Below are 17,180 nucleotides of genomic sequence, written 5' to 3' on the forward strand. Positions count from 1 at the left end.
TCAGCGCGAAATATCAAGAGGTTCAGTAGTTTTCCAGCTGGCGAGTAAGCGCAATGCTTCGTCAGATCGTGAATGCGGTTCGGCGGTATGGCCAATCAAGGACAGCCCGGCCACGCTGGTGATGTCGAAAACGTGGTAAGTCAGCGACATCTCACCGACTTCGGAATGCCGGAATCGCTTGACACCGTGGTGATGCGCTTTGACGTTGTGGGCCGCCCAGCTGGTGCGGAATTGTTCGCTGCGGGTTGCTAGCTCATCGATAAGGCGGCCAACAGCCGGTGAGTCAGGCGAGCGTGCCGCTTCGGCCCGCAGCAGCGCAACGACATCCTCAGCTTCGCGGGCCCACTCGGGAAAGAACTGCTCGGCAGCGGCATCGAAGAATATGAACCGGGCCAGATTCGGCGTCGCCTTCGCTTGAGCGAAGACGGGCGCATACAGCGCACGCCCGAGCGCATTGGCAGCCACGAGATCGAGGTGGCCGTTGATCACGATCGCCGGCGCGGTGAGCATGCTGTCCAGCAATGCCTGCACACCATCGGGGATGGCAGGTCCCGTGCGGCGCGGCAATCGGGTTCGATCGACCTTGCCGGTGACGGCACGGACAAGATCGAACAAGTGCGCTTCCTCCGCTTCACCGAGTTGCAGTGCTCGAGCGACAGCACGCAGGACATCGTCGGACACGCCGGCCACGTGTCCCCGCTCGATCTGCGTGTAGTACTCGATGCTCACGCCGGCCAGGCCCGCGACCTCTTCGCGCCGCAGTCCGGGCACCCGCCGTCGCCCGCCTGGCGGCAGCCCGACCTGCTCGGGGGTGATTCTCGCCCGCCGGGTCATCAAGAAGTCCTTGATGTCCTTGGCAATGTCCATCTCCCCCGAATACCCCGATAGCGGGCAAACATCCGTTGGCGACGAACCGACCAGTGGTCTTGCATACCGACCACTGGTCGGTTATCGTCTGAACGTCCGAAAGTGGAGGTAGCAATGAGTCAGCCAGACCAATCGCAGATCCGTACCCGGATGTTCGCGCGCGCGTTTGGGCCGTTCTTTCTGATCGTGCCGTCCATCATCGCCGTGCGCGCGTCGTCGCAGATGCCGGTGCTGTTGCGTGAATTCAGCACTGATCCGATGTGGCAGTGGGAGCTGGGTGCGCTGCTGCTGATGTGGGGCAGCGTTATCATCGCCTTTCACCAGTATTGGCGAAGTGTCGCAGCAGTTTTGGTGTCGCTGCTGGGGTGGTTTCTCGCTATCCGCGGGATATTCATCCTGGCGATTCCCGACGTCTACGACTCTGCCGGCAAGTCCTTAGAGCAAAATGCTCTTCCGCTGGTGCGCGCCATTTTTGCCGGGCTGGCCTTGATCGGCCTGTACCTGACCTACGTGGGTTGGGTCGCCAAGCCCGCCGAGCAGGATCGGCCAGATGCCGCGGGTAGTTAAGCATCCCGACATTCGCCGCGCCGAGATTTTGGACCGCGCCGCGGCGCTCTTCGTTGCGCGCGGCTACGACAATGTCAGCCTCAACGATCTGATCGCGGATGCCGGCGTTTCCAAAGGCGCCTTCTACCATTGGTTTCCGTCGAAGGATGCGCTCATCACGACGCTGGCCGAACGCAGCGCCCGCGATCAACTCGCGGCCATCGAGGTGGCGACTGCCGGCTGCCACGGCAGCGCCCTGGATCGACTCAACGCGCTGTTGCAGGCTGGTTTTGAGGTGAAGATGCAGATGGGGACGCCCGAGCAGTTGGCGGCGATGGTCTCGCTGCTGCGACCCGAGAACGCGCACCTGTACGGGCGCATCATTGCGGCGAGCGAAGATCTGGCGCGCCCGCTGCTGACGCGGTTGATCGCCGATGGAGTGGCCGAGGGCGTCTTCCACACCTTCGACGCCGAAGGTGTCGCCGACATGATCCAGGGCCTTGCCGCACGCATCAATTCCAAAGTGGTTCAGCTCATCGATGCCACCGATGAGCCTGCCAGGCAGCGCGCCATCGATGTGTTGACCGACAGATTCCGGCTGCATGGGTTGGCCGTCGACCGGGTGCTCGGACTACCCGACGGGAGCATCACCGTGCTCAGCCGCGCACAGGTCGACATGATGGTCGCGGCCTTGCCGCGCGATTACTGAGGCGCGAATTGGGCATAGCTGTCACATGACGACATCGCAGTCAAACCGGCGCTCGACGGGCGACACCATCGCCACGATCATCATGTTCGCGCTCGCCGCGATCGCGGGCGCGCTTTCGGTTTCGTTTTCCTTCTTTTTCGTGATGGCCACCGATTCCTGCTCGCATAACTGCGACACGTCCGGGCTCGATTGGGCTTACGCCGTGACGTGGGGTGGTGTCGGGGTCGCGGCGATAATTGCCGTCGGCGGCATCATCTTCGCCGCGGCGCGCAAGCGGGTCATGTGGGTGTGGCCGACCGCGGCGCTGGTGCTGATCATCGTCGCGGTCGTCATTGGCGCACAGCTGGCCAACTCCGTCGTTCCGCATCATTGATGCGCGCGCTAAAGCGGTGAACTCGGTGCTACTTCTCGAGCGCCTTCGCGCACGCGTTGAGGATCGCGAGGAAACTCGAACGCAGCATCCGGCGACTGGCCGCCTCCAGCACTTTGCCGCCCGCCGCCGCCGGATGGGTGTAGTTGGTCAGCCAATCGACGTGCGTCTTATCGCCTGCCGCGGTAAAGGTCAGGGTGCCGCCCTCGTGATTGAACGGCGGGAAAGACTTGACGATCAGGTAGGTGTAGCTGTGTGGCGGGTCGTAGGCCGTGATTTCTTCCCGGAACCAGGTGCCGACCCCGATCACCTCGCGCACCGACCCCACGCCGGGGCCCGACGTGCCCTTGGCCCACTTCCCCTTCAGAGCCAGCGGAGCGGCGGCCAAATTGACCGGGTCGCCCAGCCAGTCGAAGACCTGTTCCACAGGTGCTGCGATCGTGCGTTCCAAGTGAATTTCGACCATCACATCTCCCGGCTGGCGGTAACGGCATCGACCTCAGGCCATGTTAGACGCCGGGCCTACCGGCGCAGCGGTGCGCTCGCGGGCAACGGCGGATATCTTTGCGGTGACATAGAAACGTCGCAATCGCAGCCAGCTACAGTCCTAAAGGGAGTTTGCTGGTACCTCCTTCAGCTAGTAACGATTTGATCACGGCTCGCGGGCGTTGACTGGACGGGCTGGTCGCCACGAGGCATAACCGCCGATTCGACTGTTAGCTGCACGCGCCGGCCAGGGGGTTCCCCTGTTTGTCTCAGCTACGTTGGATTTCGGGGAATCGGGAATCCCCGCGAATCAATTCGGATCGATCCGAAGGACAACACAGATCATGAATTTCAGCAGTATCGTCGCGCGTCGGCGAATCGCCGGCATCAGCGCCGGCTGCCTGCTCGGGGGAATGGCCATGAGTGTCGTCGCTGCGCCGTCAGCGGTCGCCGCACCCGACTGCAGCCCGGCAGGTGTCAACGCCACGGTTTCCTCGGCGCAGGGTGCGGCCGAGCAGTATCTCGCCGCTCACCCGGGCGCCAACCAGGTGGTAACGGCTGCCTACAGCCAGCCACGGCCCGAGGCCGCGTCCAACCTGCGCGGCTACTTCACCGCTCACCCGCAGGAGTACTACGACCTGCGCGGCATTCTTTCTCCGATCGGCGACACCGAGCGTCAGTGCAATGTGTCGGCGCTGCCAGGGAATCTGGAATCGGCCTACCACGAGTTCATGGCTGGCTAATTTCTGCCAGCAACGACCCGCCACAAAGTCGTGGCGGGTCGTTTTGTATTTGGCGGCAAACAACATCACCGGTGTAAATCGCCCCGTGGGCGGGTAATTCCCAGTCAGCCAACGGGACTGGAGGTGAACATGCGGCTGCGTCGAAGTGCCCTCAGCCAGCCTGGAATCGCCCGCAAACGCCGAGGCAAGGGTTTCGCCTATTACGGGCCGGACGGCGACGTGCTGGTCGACGAAGACACCCAGCAGCGGATCAAAGAACTGGTGATTCCACCGGCATGGAAGAAGGTGTGGATCTCGCCGCACCCGAATGGCCACATTCAGGCTGTCGGGACCGACGTGGCCGGACGTCGCCAGTATCTCTACCATGCCGCCTGGCAGCAGGAGCGCGCCGAGGAGAAGTTCGACCGCGTCCTGGAAATGTCCACACGATTACCGGAGTTCCGGGCCCACCTCGCTGCCGACCTCGCGCGCCGCGGCCTGACGCGGAAGCGGGTGCTGGCGTTGGCATTACGGCTGCTTGATCGCGGATACTTCCGCGCGGGCGGCGAACAGTACGCCGATGAACACGAGTCCTACGGAATGGCCACCCTGCTGTGTGAGCACGTAACGCTGCGCGGTGAGGCGGTCGAGTTCGACTTTCCCGCCAAGAGCGGGGTGCGGCGCACCGTGGAAATCGAAGACGCCGAGGTGATCCGTGCGGTGCGTGCGCTGATGCGCCGTCCCGACCGCGCGGAGCGATTGCTGTCGTGTCGCACCTCATCGGGCTGGGTGGACCTTCGCGCTGACGACCTCAACACCCGGTTCAAGGAGCTCGTCGGCGACGACTACACCGTGAAAGACCTGCGGACCTGGCACGGCACGGTGCTGGGCGCTGCGGCGTTCGTGGACGCGGACCCTCCCGTATCGCAGCGGGTCGTCAAACGCGTTGAGGCGGCTGTCATGCGGGAGGTCGCCGAGGAGCTGGGCAACACTCCGGCGGTGGCGCGCGGCTCTTACGTGGATCCACGTGTCGTTACCGGGTATGAGCAGGGACTCACCATCGCGGCAGCCGCGCAGCGCGCTGACCGTGCCCGTCGCCCCGACGCCGCCCAGGAAATACGGGAGAAAGCCACCCGCATGCTGATCCGACGAGTCGCCAAGCGCGACAGTGTATCGCCCGTCCTGGCGCAAAGCGCTTGATTCAGATTTCCGGCACGTGGGTTTCATCGCCCTTCGGCGGGGCATCCTCGCGAAACAGCGTCCTATCGAACACAGGAGGGTGAGCATCGTGCCGAACCCGTCGATCAAGAACGAAAAGATGTATCGCGAGCTGCGCAAGGAGGGCAACTCCGAGGAAAAGTCCGCGCGCATTTCCAACGCCGCCGCCGCGCGGGGTAAGTCGTCTGTCGCCCGCAAGGGTGGCAAGTCGGGTTCCTACACCGACTGGACAGTGCCAGAACTGAAGAAGCGCGCCAAAGAACTTGGCATATCGGGGTATTCGGGCCTGACGAAGGACAAGTTGGTCGCCAAACTGCGCAATCACTGAATCTGCAGCGGCATTCAGCCGACGAGGCCAAGCCGTTCACGGACCGCCCGAACGGCCAGATCAACATCGTGGCGGTGTTCGGGTGCGCCGTAGCCCACAACGCATAGCTACCGGCGAATGCGAAACGATAGGACTACCCGGCCGGCAGGGTGGTCAACCCGGACCGTTCGTCATTTGTCATCTGTTTAAGTGGCGGCGAAATGGGCAATCGCAATTTATGTCAGCGCCAGCACTCCGCATCTACGACCGGGCAGTTGTGGTGGTTCCTGCCCACAACGAAAAGGCAGAACTCCCCGCGTGTTTGCGTGCCCTGTTGACCGCGAGTCTGTGTGTACCGATTCCGGTCTCGATCGTGGTAGTGCTGGACGCCAGTGACGACGACAGCGCAGGGTTGGCCGGCCGGTACGGGCCCGACGTGCATTTCGTCAGCCTTGACGTTCGCAATGTCGGTGCCGCGCGCGCGGCCGGCTTCGGGTATGGGCGCTCGCTGTGCGCGGATGACGAATGCTGGTATGCCACCACCGATGCCGACAGTCGGGTGGACCCCGGCTGGCTGATCCACCAGCTGGAGCTCGGCACAGACATGGCGCTGGGCGTGGTCCGCATTACCAACTGGCGCCACCATTCCACCGAGGTCGTCGATCGCTATGTGCAGGCCTACCAAGCGGACCCGCCAGATGCGAACGGCCAGCACGGGCACATCCACGGCGCGAACATGGGGTTCAGCGCCCGGGCTTACTGGCGGGTCGGCGGCTTTCGTGCGCTGCCTTGTGGTGAGGATGTCGACCTGGTCGAGCGGTTCGAGGCCGCTGGCTATCGCATACACCGAGACACCGAATTGTCGGTCGTTACGTCGGCGCGAACCCGAGCCCGGGCCCCGCGCGGATTCGCGCATTACCTCCGGCAACTGGGGAGATCGGCGGCGGGTGATTGCGCGTGACTGCGGGGTTGGTAAAACACTGGCTGGATTCGGGACGACTCGAATTGCCACTGCCCGCGTCGGGGCGCACGAGGGAGCGCTGGCAACGTCTGTCGCTACTTGCCGAAGAAGACATCGTGGCCGCCCGGATCGCCGAGGCCCATGCTGACGCCGTCGCGATACTTCATGAGCTGGGCGGCAAACCGCCCGACGCCGGCCAGCTGTGGGGCGTATGGGCAGCCGAATCGGCTGACGCGGTGCTGCGGGCCACCGACGTCGGCGGGGGCGCCTTCACGCTGAGTGGCACCAAGGTGTGGTGCTCAGGGGCAGGGTTTTGCACGCACGCGCTGGTGACCGCCCGGCTCGACGACAAACGCCGGGGCCTGTTCGCGGTGACGCTGATCGACCCCGCCGTCAAAGCGTTACCCAGCACCTGGTGGAACGCCGGCATGGCCGGCAGCGACACTCGCCCGGTGCAATTCACCAACGCACACGCTGTCGCCGTCGGGGATCCGGGCGACTACCTTGATCGGCCGGGGTTCTGGCACGGAGCAATCGGTGTGGCCGCGTGCTGGCTCGGCGGCGCGCGTAGGGTGGCCGAGCCGCTATATCGCTGTGCCGGCAGCGAATCCGCTGACGCGTACTCGCTGGCGCACCTGGGCGCGGTGGACGCCGCGCTTGCCTCAGGTGACGCGATGCTGGACGCGGTGGCCGCCCAGATCGATGCCGATCCGTTCGACCGGGCCGATAGCGCTCAACTGCTGGCCCGGCGCATTCGCGCAATCGTGGAACACGCGGCCGACGAAGCCATCACCCGCACCGGCCGTGCGCTGGGACCTGGCCCGTTGTGCCAGGACGGTAGGCACGCCCAGCGGGTGGCCGACTTGAGCATCTACATACGACAAAGCCACGCCGAGCGGGATCTGGCCGAGCTCGGACGGCTGGCCGGGCACCAGGGGGTGAGGACAAAATGAGGACCGCAACGACAGGCAACTGCGCCAGGTTTGCGGCTCGGCCGCTGACCGGCAGCGGCACGCCGGCACCGGTATGGATGGCCGGCCTCCGCCAGCAACCCTTGCCCCTAGTGGATCTGAGCACGTGTCCAGGTCTGGTCGTCGTCGCGGCTCACCCCGATGACGAAACTCTCGGCCTGGGCGCGACTATCGCACAACTTGCCGCCTCTGGTGTCCCGGTCCAGGTGGTGTCGGTTAGTGACGGTGGCGCCGCCCAACCCGGTGCGACATCGTCAGGCAGGATTCGTTTGGAAACGACACGAAGGCACGAATTGCGGAGAGCAACAAGGATTTTGGGAGCTCCTGCGCCTATCTCGCTCGGATTGCCGGACGGGCAGCTGGCCGAGCACGAGGGCCTGGTCACCAGTTTGCTTGCACAGATCCTCGAGGGTATTGCGCCCCGTCCCTGGTGCGCCGCTACTTGGCGGGGCGACGGACACCCCGACCACGAGGCCGCTGGACGTGCCGCGGCGTCGGCGTGTGCACGCGCCGGCGCAGAACTGCTGGAATACCCAATTTGGATGTGGCACTGGGCCGCCCCCGCTGATTCGGCGGTGCCGTGGGACCGCGCCCACGCGGTGCCCCTGTCCGACTGGGCGCTTATCCGCAAACGCGATGCCGCGCAGTGCTTTCGCAGCCAGTTCGAGTCGCGACCCGACTCGCCACCCGTGCTGCCGCCGTTCGTGCTACCGCGTCTGATGGCGGTGGGAGAGGTGGTGTTCCGGTGAGCACGCGGCTGCCCGATACCTACTTCGACCAGATGTATGCCGACACTGACGACCCCTGGCAGCTGTCATCGCGGTGGTACGAACAGCGCAAGTACGCCATTACGTTGGCGCTATTGCCGAATCGCCGGTACCAGAACGCGTTTGAGCCCGGCTGTTCGATCGGGACTCTGACGGCATTGCTGGCCGAGCGTTGCGACCGCGTGACCGCTGTGGACGTGGCCGATGCCGCGGTGCGGGGCGCCGATACGCGGCTGCGGGAGGCTGGCTGCCGAGACCGGGTAACGCTGGCCAGGTCATCTCTGGACGCGGCATGGCCGGCCGGTCCCTTCGATCTGCTGGTGCTCAGCGAGGTCGCCTATTATCTGGAGGCGCACACGTTGGCCGAGGTGTTGGGCCGTGAATGCGCCCGGTTGCAGCCGGGCGCGAATGTGGTTGCCGCACATTGGCGCCACCCCGTGGCCGACTATCCGCTCACCGGTGACGCGGCCCACGCCATCATTGCGCGAACACCGGGACTGACATCGCTGGGGCGCTACCGGGACCGCGACGTTGTCGTTGAGGTGTTCGACACGGACGATGGCCGGTCCGTGGCGGCTCGAGAAGGAGTGCCCGGAGCGCAATAGCCCAAAAGTCAATTCACGCACCGCACGGTGGGTTATCCGAGGGAGTGTCCGGGTGCCCGATCACAGCAATTCGCTCCTGGACACGCTCGACGTCGTTCAGTGAGGGCATCTCGTGAGTGACCCGGGTGATTTCCACGCCAATGTCGACGTTGTCGATCGGCGAATGCCCACTCAGGATGAGTTCGCTTGCAATGTCAGTGATCTCGTCATCGGTGACTCGCCGCCGCAACAGGGCCAGCAGCGGGATGTGGCCGTTCGCGGGCATCCACGTGGAGTAGCCCGCCCGCAAAAAGGCGACGATGCTCGATACCCGATGGCTCAAGTACATCTCCCACCTCACTAACCCGGCGCACGCTCGCCTCAGTGATACTTCTGCCAGGTATAACCCGGCACGGCGATTTGAAACCAAGAGCTATTGACGCTCGCGTGAACCGGCCGCAAGTCGCAGGTTTGGACGGAGTTTTCCTGGGTACTGCATTTTTCCCTGGAAATTGCCTTTGTGCTCGGCGAGCGACCGAAAGCAGGTGCTGTGACGACCACTATCGCTGTCATTGGAGCGACCGGCACGGCCGGATCCCGTGTCACCACCAGGTTGAAGGGGCGGGATATCACGGTCGTCGAGATATCCCGCGCCCACGGTGTCGACCTCATCACCGGCGACGGCTTATCCGAGGCGCTAGCAGGGGTCGATGTCGTCATCGACGTGGCTAACCCGATATCCACCGATGATCACGTGGACGTCGCAGACCACCTCACCACCGCGTACCGCAACCTGGTGGGTGCTTGCGCCTCGCAGGGGGTCCAACGATTAGTGGTGTCTACCGTTGCCGGCATTGAGGACCCCGTGTTCGATGGGGTTCCGTGCTTCGTGGCCAAGCGCGCGGCCGAGGAGGTTGTGCTCGAGGGTCCGGTGCCGGCCGCAATCGTGAAATCCACGCAGTGGTGTGAATTCGCATCGAGCCCCGCCGCGGTGAACTTTGACGACGGCGAGGTGGTGGTGCAGGACTGGTTGATTCAGCCCATTGCTGCCGACACCGTCGCCGATGTTCTGGTCGAGGCGGCTCTGGGCCAAACGCGCGGGCCACGCACCATCACGGGTCCGCAAGCCATCCGCTTACCCGACCTGGTGTCGAAGCTGCTTGCCGCGCAGGGTGATGGCCGCCGCGTACGCGTCGCTGAACCCGCACTGGCCGCGTTCTCCCGGGGAGCACTGCTGGCGCCCGACCACGCGGTAGTCCTTGGCCCCGACGTCGATACCTGGCTGCAAACTTTCGCGTCCGATCGCGGCAACATGGCCGCGGCGGTAGGCGGCACCGAAGTCTTAACCGAACCAAGTCCAACGGCGTAATCCTGCTACCCGTCACCACTCACCAAACATGGCGCGTTCAGTACGCCTACGCAATAGCCTCACGTGCGGGTTCAATGAGCGCACTGGCTGTCCTTAGCGCATCGATCTCGTCGGCGGCCAGGCCGATCTCCTTGAGGATCTCGTCGTTGTGCTCGCCCTGGCGCGCAGGTACTTGGGTGGTCAGGGTGCCGTCGTGGCCGCTGAAGTGCCACGGTGGCGCGGGGATGGTGATGCTGCCACCGTGCCGGTCACTGACTTCGCGGGTGGTCACCCAGCCCTTAGCCCACTCCGTTTCGTTGAACTCGGTGACGTCGCGCAGTTGGCCGGTGGCGATTTTGGCCTCATCGAACTGTGCATCGACTGAATTCATGGAATCGAATGTGTAGATCCAGGACTGGACAATCGCGTGCAACGCCTCGAGATTTAGGCGGCGCAATTCGGGTGTGCGAAACCGCGGATCGTCGGCCAGGTCGGGGCGTCGCATCGCGTGCAGATAGAGCGGGAAGCCCAGGCTTCCCACCAGGCTCATCGGTGAAATGAACTGATGGCCTTCGGGGCTGGTGAAAAACGCGCAGTCGGTGGCGCCCAGGATCGGAGTCTCGGCCCCGAGATCGACATCGGACAGGTCGTAGTGCACGCGCTCATTGATCGATGTCAGCACCGCGGCCATCGCGACGTCAATGTATCGACCCGCACCGGTGATCCGGCGTTGCTGCAACGCAGCCAGTACGGCGATGGTGGCGTGCAGCCCCGCGTACACGTCGCCGTGCGAGAGCGAGTCCGTTCGGCGCGCCGCGCCGTCCACACCGAACTGCTGCAGCGTGTTGTGGGTGAATCCGACCTCGGCTTGCACGGTGGGCGCGTACGCCATCCTGGTGCGCCACGGACCGGTTTGGCCGTATCCGCTGATCGAGGCGTAGACGACCGCGGGGTTACGCGCGGCTACCGATTCATAGTCCAAGCCGAATGCGGCCAGCGCGCCGGGACGGAAGTTCTCGACGATGATGTCGGCTGTGTCGCATAGCTGTAGCACCACCTCGCGGGCCTCGGGCACGTTGAGGTCGATACTCAGATTGCGCTTGCCCGCGTTCTGTTGGGCGTAATAGCCGCTGATCTCATCCTGGCGCGGAAATGCCAAGCGAGTCATATCTCCTTGGGGTGGTTCAATTTTGATCACTTCGGCGCCGAGATCGAGCAGGTGCTTGGTGCAGTGCGGACCGGCGAGCACGCGGGTGAAATCGACGACCCGGACACCTTCGAGTGGAAGCGTCATCATTACCGCCCCTCAAAACGCGCGGCACCGGGACCGTTGGCCGCCAGCGAGGCCAGGCCGATCTTCAGATCCTCGGATTTCCAGATGTCCCTTTGTAGTTCACCCATCGCCTCGTCGGTTGCCTGAACTCCGTGCGACACGGTGTGCGAGACGATCGCCTTGGTGGATGCGTGGGCGACGGTTGGGCCGTTGGCGAGTTCGTGGGCAAGTGTTCTGGTGACCGCGGCGAGTTGTTCGTCGGGGACAACACGATTGATGACGTTCCAGCGCTCGAGCGTGCGTGCGTCGTAGCGGCGCCCCAGCAGCGCCATCTCCTTGGCACGCGCCGCGCCGGCGCGTTCGGTGACCCGTTGAATGCCGCCCATCAAGGGATTCAGCCCGATCGCGGCTTCGACGCTGCCGATCTTGGCCGACTCGCTCGCCACAATCAGATCGCAGGCCAGCGCCAGCTCCAGGCCGCCCCCGAGGCACACTCCGTGCACGGCGGCGACGATCGGAATCGGCAGCGTGTCGAACCCACGCAGCAGTTCGACGAGATCGAGGCCGGGGGCCTCACCACTCTCGGCACTATCGAACAACGAGACGTCGGCGCCGGCGCAAAAATTGCGCAGGCTGCTGCGCAGTAGCACGGCGCGGGCATGCTGCTCGGCCGCCCAGCGGACCCCCTCGATCAGGCCGTCGAACAGGGCGGTATTCAAAAAGTTGTGCGGGGCGTGCTGCATCGTCAACACGGCGACGTGGCCGTCCATCTCGCGGGCCACCGCCGGTGAGTTCCGGTCCGGGGCACCCGCCGGTGGTATCGCGCCCATCGGCTGATCCAGGGTCTGTTCGGTCACGAGACATCCTCTCGTCTAGTTACTATGTCGCTCGTAATACCTACATTATAGCCCAGGCTAGATCAATTAATCTCGTTCCGTCAAGAACTATGTATGATGGACAACATGCCTAGGCGTAGCGATAGCAAAGACCGAATGATCGCCGCGGCTCGCCGGCTATTCCGCGCGCACGGGTATTCCGGCACCGCACTGTCAGATGTCGTGACCGAAAGCTCGGCACCGCGCGGGTCGCTGTACTTCCACTTCCCCGGGGGCAAGGAAGAACTCGCCACTGAAGTAGCGCTCATGCACGCCGCCGATGGCATCGCCCACCTCAACCGGGCCGCAGGCAACACCACCACCGCCGCCGAACTGATCGCGGCCTTCCTCGGGCGTCCGCGCGACGAGCTCATTGCCAGCGACTACCGCGAAGGCTGCGCTGTTGCCCCGATCGTCATCGAATCGACCCCGGGCTCAGTGGCGCTCACCGACACCACCCGTCGCGGCTTCCAGGACCTCATCTCCACCCTGGCCGCTCGTCTCGCCGAGAAAGACATTCCCGAAGATCGCGCCGGGCAGCTCGCTATCAACGCCGTCAGCGCGATGGAAGGTGCGCTGATTCTCGGCCGAGTGCTGCGCAGCCCCGAGCCATTCGATGCGGCGATCGCCGAACTGACCACCAGCGCCGAAGCCGCAGAAACGACAATAGCCCGATGACCGCAATAACCCTAAATGAGCTGCGCACCAACCTGATTGGCGCTTGGACGCTCCAGTCCTACGAAAGCAGCAGCATTGACGGCTCCGATGTGACCTACCCGCTGGGTATCGATGCCCGCGGCATCATCATGTACACCCCGGACGGCTACATGTCGGCCCAGCTCATGCGCGCAGACCGCACGCCCCTCGACCGCAACGATCCGCACCTGGCCCACGACAATGAACTCGCCGCGGCGGCCGGAGGTTACCTCAGCTACGCCGGCCCGTTCACCGTCGTCGACGAAGGCCTGATCGCTCACCACGTCGAAGTCAGCCTGCTGCCCAACTGGATTGGTGGAATCCAATACCGCAAGGCACGTCTACGAGACTCCTGCCTAGAATTGCGCCCGGCCGAACCGATCCTGATCCACGGCGAGCCCCGGGACGCCAAGCTGGTCTGGCGCCGTACCCGCATTAATCCGTAGCCCAGCCATAGAGCTCCCTGCTCCAAAGTTGGTCGCAGATCTCTTTGAGCGCGCGGCTCAGATGCCGACGGAAGGTGCTCAGCGGCAGGCCGAGCCGTTGCGCGGCGACTTCTTGGGTGGGCACCCCATGGAAAAAGGTAGTTACCGCGGCGCGGTGTTGCTGCTCAGTTCGCGGGTCGCGCGCCAGTGTCCCAACCGCGTCGTTGAGTGTTTCGCGCAGTGACGTGACAGGTTCGCCATCCCGATTGGCAGCAATCCTACTGCGAGTCAGAGGATTTGAGGCAAACCGATCGGGCCGGTGCCAGGAGTCCAGCGCGTTGCGCACAGCGGCGTCGAACTCCTCCCGCGAGAGCACGACCAGATCTGTATCAGGACTGGCGGTCTGCGCCTGCGGACCGAACAGCTCTTGTTCGACGTGCCGATCCAGCCAGGTCGTGACCGGTACGGCGCGCCAGTCGTGACCGTATAGCCAGTACGAGCTATCCCCGACGATTGGCTCCGCAGGGATCAAATGCTGGTCCAGATAGTCCATCTGTGCTTGAAAGAATTTTGGATCCGCGAGAACGAGGTAGGACCAGGCGAGGCGTGTCGATCGCAACCATTCGGCGAGGATTCGGGCCTGCACCAGATCGGCGACCGGCGAGGGCCGGTGATAAGCGGCTGGGTACACCATGAAGCGGGCCAGTGCGAGATGCTCTCCAGATCTGACGGGTCCCGCGCTCCGGCTGTGATGCCAGGCCGCGGCCACCACTGGATCTGCTGCGTTCTCGTCGTCCGTCGCTGCACTCAGCCGCAGCCAGGCCATGAATGCAATGGGTTCATCGCTGCCGAGGCGCCGATAGACGCGAAAGGCAGTCGGTTGTCGGGACAGCCAGAAGTCCACGATCCGCGCCGACTCCACGCCCTCCGCCTCGACGGCCAGAGCGAATACGGCATCGCGGTCGCCAGGGCGCAGATCGGTATCCTCGATGTTTTCCTGGCGCTGCCAGGTGACGAAGTCGGGCATCACACCGCCATGGCGGTGCAGGAAACTGATTCCTCTCATCGCGTCCTGGGTGGCATGACCCTGCCCGGTATTCGCGCACTCCAGCAGATAATTGCGGATCGCACGATGCATGGCCTCGTACCCCCGTGGATCCCGCCACCGCAGGTCCGCGTCGAGCGCCTCGCGCGCCACGTCGTGTGGAAACACTCCGCGGGCTCCGGCTTCGATGAACGGCTGTTGACGGAGCCAATCGAACACCGCTTCCGCATCGTGGTCCGGACCGAGGACTGCCCGCAGCAACTCCTCAGTGGTGTCGTAAGCGTGTGCACAAATCTCCATGGCCTGCCGGTGCACTGCCGAAGGCACCGCACCCACCAACTCCGAGAGCAGTGTCCGGATAACGTCTGGCCCTGGCGTCCAGCTCCGCGCAGCCGATATCTCCACCTCTGCCACTTTCGCCGCCAGCGACAACGCCAGCGGATGCCCACCGGCGAAATCGATGATCCGCGAATGCAATTCGATCGGTACCCGTCGGGCATCCAATAGCGCGCCGGCGTCGGCCGGCGACAGGTTGCGAAGGGCCACGACCCGTAACAGCTCGCTCCATCCGAGCCCAGCCTGCCAGCCCGACTTGGGCGAGTGGCGGCTCGCCACGACCACCAGAGCGTCCTGCGGGAGCTGCGGCACGAAGTCGTGCCGCAGCCACTCCTCGAGGCCATCACACCGTTCGAAGTTATCGACCATCACCACCACTCGCCGCACGTCGGCGGCGCCCGAAGCGGCTGCGGCGAAGGAACCGGATGTTGCATCGATCGCTCGGCCATCGACTCGCACCACCGGCCGGTCCACCGCCTGTGCATCCTCGGCGAATCGCTCAAGGAGGGCCGACTTGCCGATGCCGCCAGGCCCGTGCACCCATAGCACGGTGAATGTGGGGTCTGCCGGATCTGTCACTAACGACGAGCGAAACAACGTCTGTTCGGCGGTCCGACCCACGAACTCTCGCGCCCGCGCGGCGCGGATACGTGCCTCCAACGTGCGGTCGTTTCCCTTGTCGTGCAACGATATGGCCCCCGGATTTTCGGGTGCGCCACCGGAGGCCCGCCGCCCATTGCGGCACAGCCGCGCGTTCGGGTGCTGCAGTTCCCCCATCAGCTGGCCCGCGTGGGCGTCGGCAGCGGGGTGAAGATGAAGTCGGCGGCGTCGACTTGGCGGGTGCGCTGCCAGAACTCGAAGATCGTCAGCGGCCAGTTCTGCGTTGACCGGCCCGTACTGTTCTTGTACCAGGAGCTGACCGTGGAGAACCCCCAAGCCCGCAGACTGCTGGCCTCATCAATGCGACGCTGGTAGGCCGCCAAGACCGATTCCCGTATTTCCAACGACGACTCGCCGCTCTCCAACAGCAGCCTGACCGCATCCACGACGTAACGGACCGCGCATTCGGACATGAAGAACACCGAAACGCCGTGCACCACAATGCCGGTATTGGGGCCGTACAGGGTGAAGAAGTTCGGGAATCCTGGCACGCACGCGCCAAGGTAGGCACTGGCGTTGTCTCCGGACCACCGACCCCGCAGATCCCTGCCATCGCGGCCTTCAATACGCATCGGCGAGAGAAATTCTGCCGCCCGGTACCCGGTCGCGTAAATCAGAACGTCAAGGTCGTGGAGTTCGTCCCCCACACATTGCAGCCCCGAGGGTGAGGCTTCCTTGATGGGTTCACGGATCAGGTGAACATTTGGCCGGCTGAGGGTGGAGAGCCACGTACCGTCGTCCGCGATCCAGCGCTTCGCGCCAAACGGTCCGCCGGGAGCAGACGCCGAGGCAAGCTCCGGATCGGCCTCGGTCTGCACGTCGATCCACTGTTGCAGCAGCGCGCGGAACTGATCGTTGGCAGCCGATACCGCGCGTTCCGTCGGCGGGTAGTCCGGATCGACGGTGACGGCGTTGAGGTTGCCCTCAACTGTCGCGAGGACCTCGGTCGCCCTGTACCAGGTGCGGTAGTGGGGCAGGTTGTCGAGCAACCATTGCTCATCGTCGCCAACGGCCGCACGCAGATTCGGAGTGGGTACCAGCCATGGCATGGTCCGGGCGAACACCGACACTTCGGCCGCCGAGCGCGCGATCTCCGGCACCAACTGAACCGCACTTGCGCCGCTGCCAATCACGCCCACCCGCTTCCCCGCCAGATCCAACGAGTGGTCCCAGCGACAAGAGTGGAAGGCATCGCCCGTGAACGTCTCGATCCCCGGAATGTCGGGAATATGCGGCTGATTGAGTTGGCCCACGGCACTGACCTGAACGTCGGCAACGACCTCGCGAATACGCTCGCCGCTGCGCACCTGCAGCACCCATTTCGCACGCGAGGAATCCCACCGACTGGAGACCACCTCGGAATCGAACTCGATGTCGACATAGAGATCGTTTTCGCGCGCAAAGGCTTTCAGATACTCCAGGACAGCGGGCTGCGTGCTGAAATAATCGTCCCAACGCCTTGGATAAGCGCTGTACTGATATGCCTGGCTGGTGAGGTCGACACGGCAGCCTGGGTAGGTGTTTTCGTACCAGGTGCCGCCGACATCAGCATTCTTCTCCAGCACGACGACCGCGACACCCGCCTGCCGCAGCCGGTGCGCCAACTGCAGGCCACTTTCCCCCGCACCGATCACCGCCACCTGAAAATCGCGATCAGCCCCCACCTCGGTTTGCCGCCACCGCGGCTTGCCAGGGTCACTTTCTGGCGAGAAGGAGAGCGCGTCGGCCAGCAGCGCAACATACGGCGCGAACTCTGGCCCCATCGACCAGACGACAGCTCGCGCTAACAGGTCGTAGCCGGGTTCCCTACGCTCCCAATCGCCGGTCCGCGCAAGCGCCGCGCGGCAGGCCTCAAGAATCTCCGCGCGGCACTCCGTCGAATAGCCGCCCCCAGGTACCCCCATCATCATGTTCGGCCGCCCTCGTCACGCAGGAGCCCGAGGTCCCCGGTCAGGTGTGCGGTGCACATCAACAGCGCCACCGGATTTGCGGCATCGAAGCGAGGCCATGTCTC

At 64.3% G+C, this 17,180-nt stretch carries 20 protein-coding genes; 13 read left to right on the forward strand and 7 right to left on the reverse strand.

Annotation, left to right across the window (positions count from 1 at the left end; all coding sequences use genetic code 11):
- On the reverse strand, positions 1-867 hold the full coding sequence (locus tag ACTXG5_RS26195; RefSeq protein WP_445161552.1) for a helix-turn-helix domain-containing protein: 867 nt from the start codon (positions 865-867) through the stop codon (positions 1-3).
- Positions 868-981: 114 nt separating this feature from the next.
- Between ACTXG5_RS26195 and ACTXG5_RS26200 the strand changes: the two genes are divergently transcribed.
- Genes ACTXG5_RS26200 through ACTXG5_RS26210 form a run of 3 tightly spaced genes read left to right on the forward strand, consistent with a single transcriptional unit; the run spans position 982 to position 2,495 of the window.
- On the forward strand, positions 982-1,434 hold the full coding sequence (locus ACTXG5_RS26200) for a hypothetical protein (RefSeq protein WP_445161553.1): 453 nt from the start codon (positions 982-984) through the stop codon (positions 1,432-1,434).
- Positions 1,418-2,122, forward strand: coding sequence for a TetR/AcrR family transcriptional regulator (locus ACTXG5_RS26205; protein WP_445161554.1), 705 nt, complete (start codon positions 1,418-1,420; stop codon positions 2,120-2,122). The genes ACTXG5_RS26200 and ACTXG5_RS26205 overlap by 17 nt, the downstream gene beginning before the upstream one ends.
- Positions 2,123-2,147: 25 nt before the next feature.
- On the forward strand, positions 2,148-2,495 hold the full coding sequence (locus tag ACTXG5_RS26210; RefSeq protein ID WP_445161555.1) for a hypothetical protein: 348 nt from the start codon (positions 2,148-2,150) through the stop codon (positions 2,493-2,495).
- 28 nt (positions 2,496-2,523) lie between these two features.
- Here the strand turns inward: ACTXG5_RS26210 and ACTXG5_RS26215 are convergent, their stop codons facing one another.
- The gene (locus tag ACTXG5_RS26215; protein ID WP_445161556.1) at positions 2,524-2,958 is read right to left on the reverse strand and encodes an SRPBCC family protein; all 435 of its coding nucleotides are present in this window, start codon (positions 2,956-2,958) and stop codon (positions 2,524-2,526) included.
- A gap of 364 nt (positions 2,959-3,322) precedes the next feature.
- Between ACTXG5_RS26215 and ACTXG5_RS26220 the strand changes: the two genes are divergently transcribed.
- From ACTXG5_RS26220 to ACTXG5_RS26250, 7 genes are all read left to right on the forward strand, one after another.
- Positions 3,323-3,721 (forward strand): heme-binding protein, encoded by a 399-nt coding sequence (locus ACTXG5_RS26220; protein WP_445161557.1) that lies wholly within the window; start codon positions 3,323-3,325, stop codon positions 3,719-3,721.
- Between the two features lie 129 nt (positions 3,722-3,850).
- Positions 3,851-4,900 carry a DNA topoisomerase IB gene (locus ACTXG5_RS26225; protein ID WP_445161558.1) on the forward strand — a complete coding sequence of 350 codons (1,050 nt, stop codon included), beginning with the start codon at positions 3,851-3,853 and terminating at the stop codon, positions 4,898-4,900.
- An 88-nt stretch (positions 4,901-4,988) separates the two neighbouring features.
- Positions 4,989-5,246 (forward strand): DUF7218 family protein, encoded by a 258-nt coding sequence (locus ACTXG5_RS26230; protein WP_445164602.1) that lies wholly within the window; start codon positions 4,989-4,991, stop codon positions 5,244-5,246.
- A gap of 217 nt (positions 5,247-5,463) precedes the next feature.
- A complete protein-coding gene (locus ACTXG5_RS26235; protein WP_445161559.1) occupies positions 5,464-6,186 on the forward strand; it encodes a glycosyltransferase in 723 nt (240 codons plus the stop codon).
- Complete coding sequence (locus ACTXG5_RS26240; RefSeq protein ID WP_445161560.1) at positions 6,183-7,139, forward strand: acyl-CoA dehydrogenase; 957 nt, start codon at positions 6,183-6,185, stop codon at positions 7,137-7,139. Before ACTXG5_RS26235 ends, ACTXG5_RS26240 begins: the two co-directional genes overlap by 4 nt.
- The gene (locus tag ACTXG5_RS26245; RefSeq protein WP_445161561.1) at positions 7,136-7,906 is read left to right on the forward strand and encodes a PIG-L deacetylase family protein; all 771 of its coding nucleotides are present in this window, start codon (positions 7,136-7,138) and stop codon (positions 7,904-7,906) included. The genes ACTXG5_RS26240 and ACTXG5_RS26245 overlap by 4 nt, the downstream gene beginning before the upstream one ends.
- Positions 7,903-8,529, forward strand: coding sequence for an SAM-dependent methyltransferase (locus ACTXG5_RS26250; RefSeq protein ID WP_445161562.1), 627 nt, complete (start codon positions 7,903-7,905; stop codon positions 8,527-8,529). The genes ACTXG5_RS26245 and ACTXG5_RS26250 overlap by 4 nt, the downstream gene beginning before the upstream one ends.
- Before the next feature lie 13 nt (positions 8,530-8,542).
- Here the strand turns inward: ACTXG5_RS26250 and ACTXG5_RS26255 are convergent, their stop codons facing one another.
- Positions 8,543-8,857 carry a DUF3349 domain-containing protein gene (locus tag ACTXG5_RS26255; protein WP_445161563.1) on the reverse strand — a complete coding sequence of 105 codons (315 nt, stop codon included), beginning with the start codon at positions 8,855-8,857 and terminating at the stop codon, positions 8,543-8,545.
- 201 nt (positions 8,858-9,058) lie between these two features.
- Between ACTXG5_RS26255 and ACTXG5_RS26260 the strand changes: the two genes are divergently transcribed.
- Complete coding sequence (locus ACTXG5_RS26260) at positions 9,059-9,877, forward strand: SDR family oxidoreductase (protein WP_445161564.1); 819 nt, start codon at positions 9,059-9,061, stop codon at positions 9,875-9,877.
- Between the two features lie 46 nt (positions 9,878-9,923).
- On the opposite strand, the gene ACTXG5_RS26265 is transcribed toward ACTXG5_RS26260, so the two are convergent.
- Both ACTXG5_RS26265 and ACTXG5_RS26270 read right to left on the reverse strand, forming a co-directional pair.
- Positions 9,924-11,150 carry a CaiB/BaiF CoA transferase family protein gene (locus ACTXG5_RS26265; protein ID WP_445161565.1) on the reverse strand — a complete coding sequence of 409 codons (1,227 nt, stop codon included), beginning with the start codon at positions 11,148-11,150 and terminating at the stop codon, positions 9,924-9,926.
- A 2-nt stretch (positions 11,151-11,152) separates the two neighbouring features.
- A complete protein-coding gene (locus ACTXG5_RS26270) occupies positions 11,153-11,986 on the reverse strand; it encodes an enoyl-CoA hydratase/isomerase family protein (protein WP_445161566.1) in 834 nt (277 codons plus the stop codon).
- Positions 11,987-12,091: 105 nt separating this feature from the next.
- On the opposite strand from ACTXG5_RS26270, the gene ACTXG5_RS26275 reads away from it, so the two are divergent.
- Together ACTXG5_RS26275 and ACTXG5_RS26280 are read left to right on the forward strand one after the other, a co-directional pair.
- The gene (locus ACTXG5_RS26275; RefSeq protein ID WP_445161567.1) at positions 12,092-12,682 is read left to right on the forward strand and encodes a TetR/AcrR family transcriptional regulator; all 591 of its coding nucleotides are present in this window, start codon (positions 12,092-12,094) and stop codon (positions 12,680-12,682) included.
- Positions 12,679-13,146 carry a lipocalin-like domain-containing protein gene (locus ACTXG5_RS26280; RefSeq protein ID WP_445161568.1) on the forward strand — a complete coding sequence of 156 codons (468 nt, stop codon included), beginning with the start codon at positions 12,679-12,681 and terminating at the stop codon, positions 13,144-13,146. The genes ACTXG5_RS26275 and ACTXG5_RS26280 overlap by 4 nt, the downstream gene beginning before the upstream one ends.
- Here the strand turns inward: ACTXG5_RS26280 and ACTXG5_RS26285 are convergent.
- Together ACTXG5_RS26285 and ACTXG5_RS26290 are read right to left on the reverse strand one after the other, a co-directional pair.
- Complete coding sequence (locus ACTXG5_RS26285; protein ID WP_445161569.1) at positions 13,136-15,283, reverse strand: ATP-binding protein; 2,148 nt, start codon at positions 15,281-15,283, stop codon at positions 13,136-13,138. The two genes, ACTXG5_RS26280 and ACTXG5_RS26285, sit on opposite strands and share 11 nt — an antisense overlap.
- Positions 15,283-17,076: an NAD(P)-binding domain-containing protein gene (locus ACTXG5_RS26290; protein ID WP_445161570.1), complete on the reverse strand. Its 1,794-nt coding sequence runs from the start codon at positions 17,074-17,076 to the stop codon at positions 15,283-15,285. The genes ACTXG5_RS26285 and ACTXG5_RS26290 overlap by 1 nt, the downstream gene beginning before the upstream one ends.
- Positions 17,077-17,180: the final 104 nt, after the last annotated feature.

This window comes from Mycobacterium sp. Dal123C01, assembly GCF_052566995.1.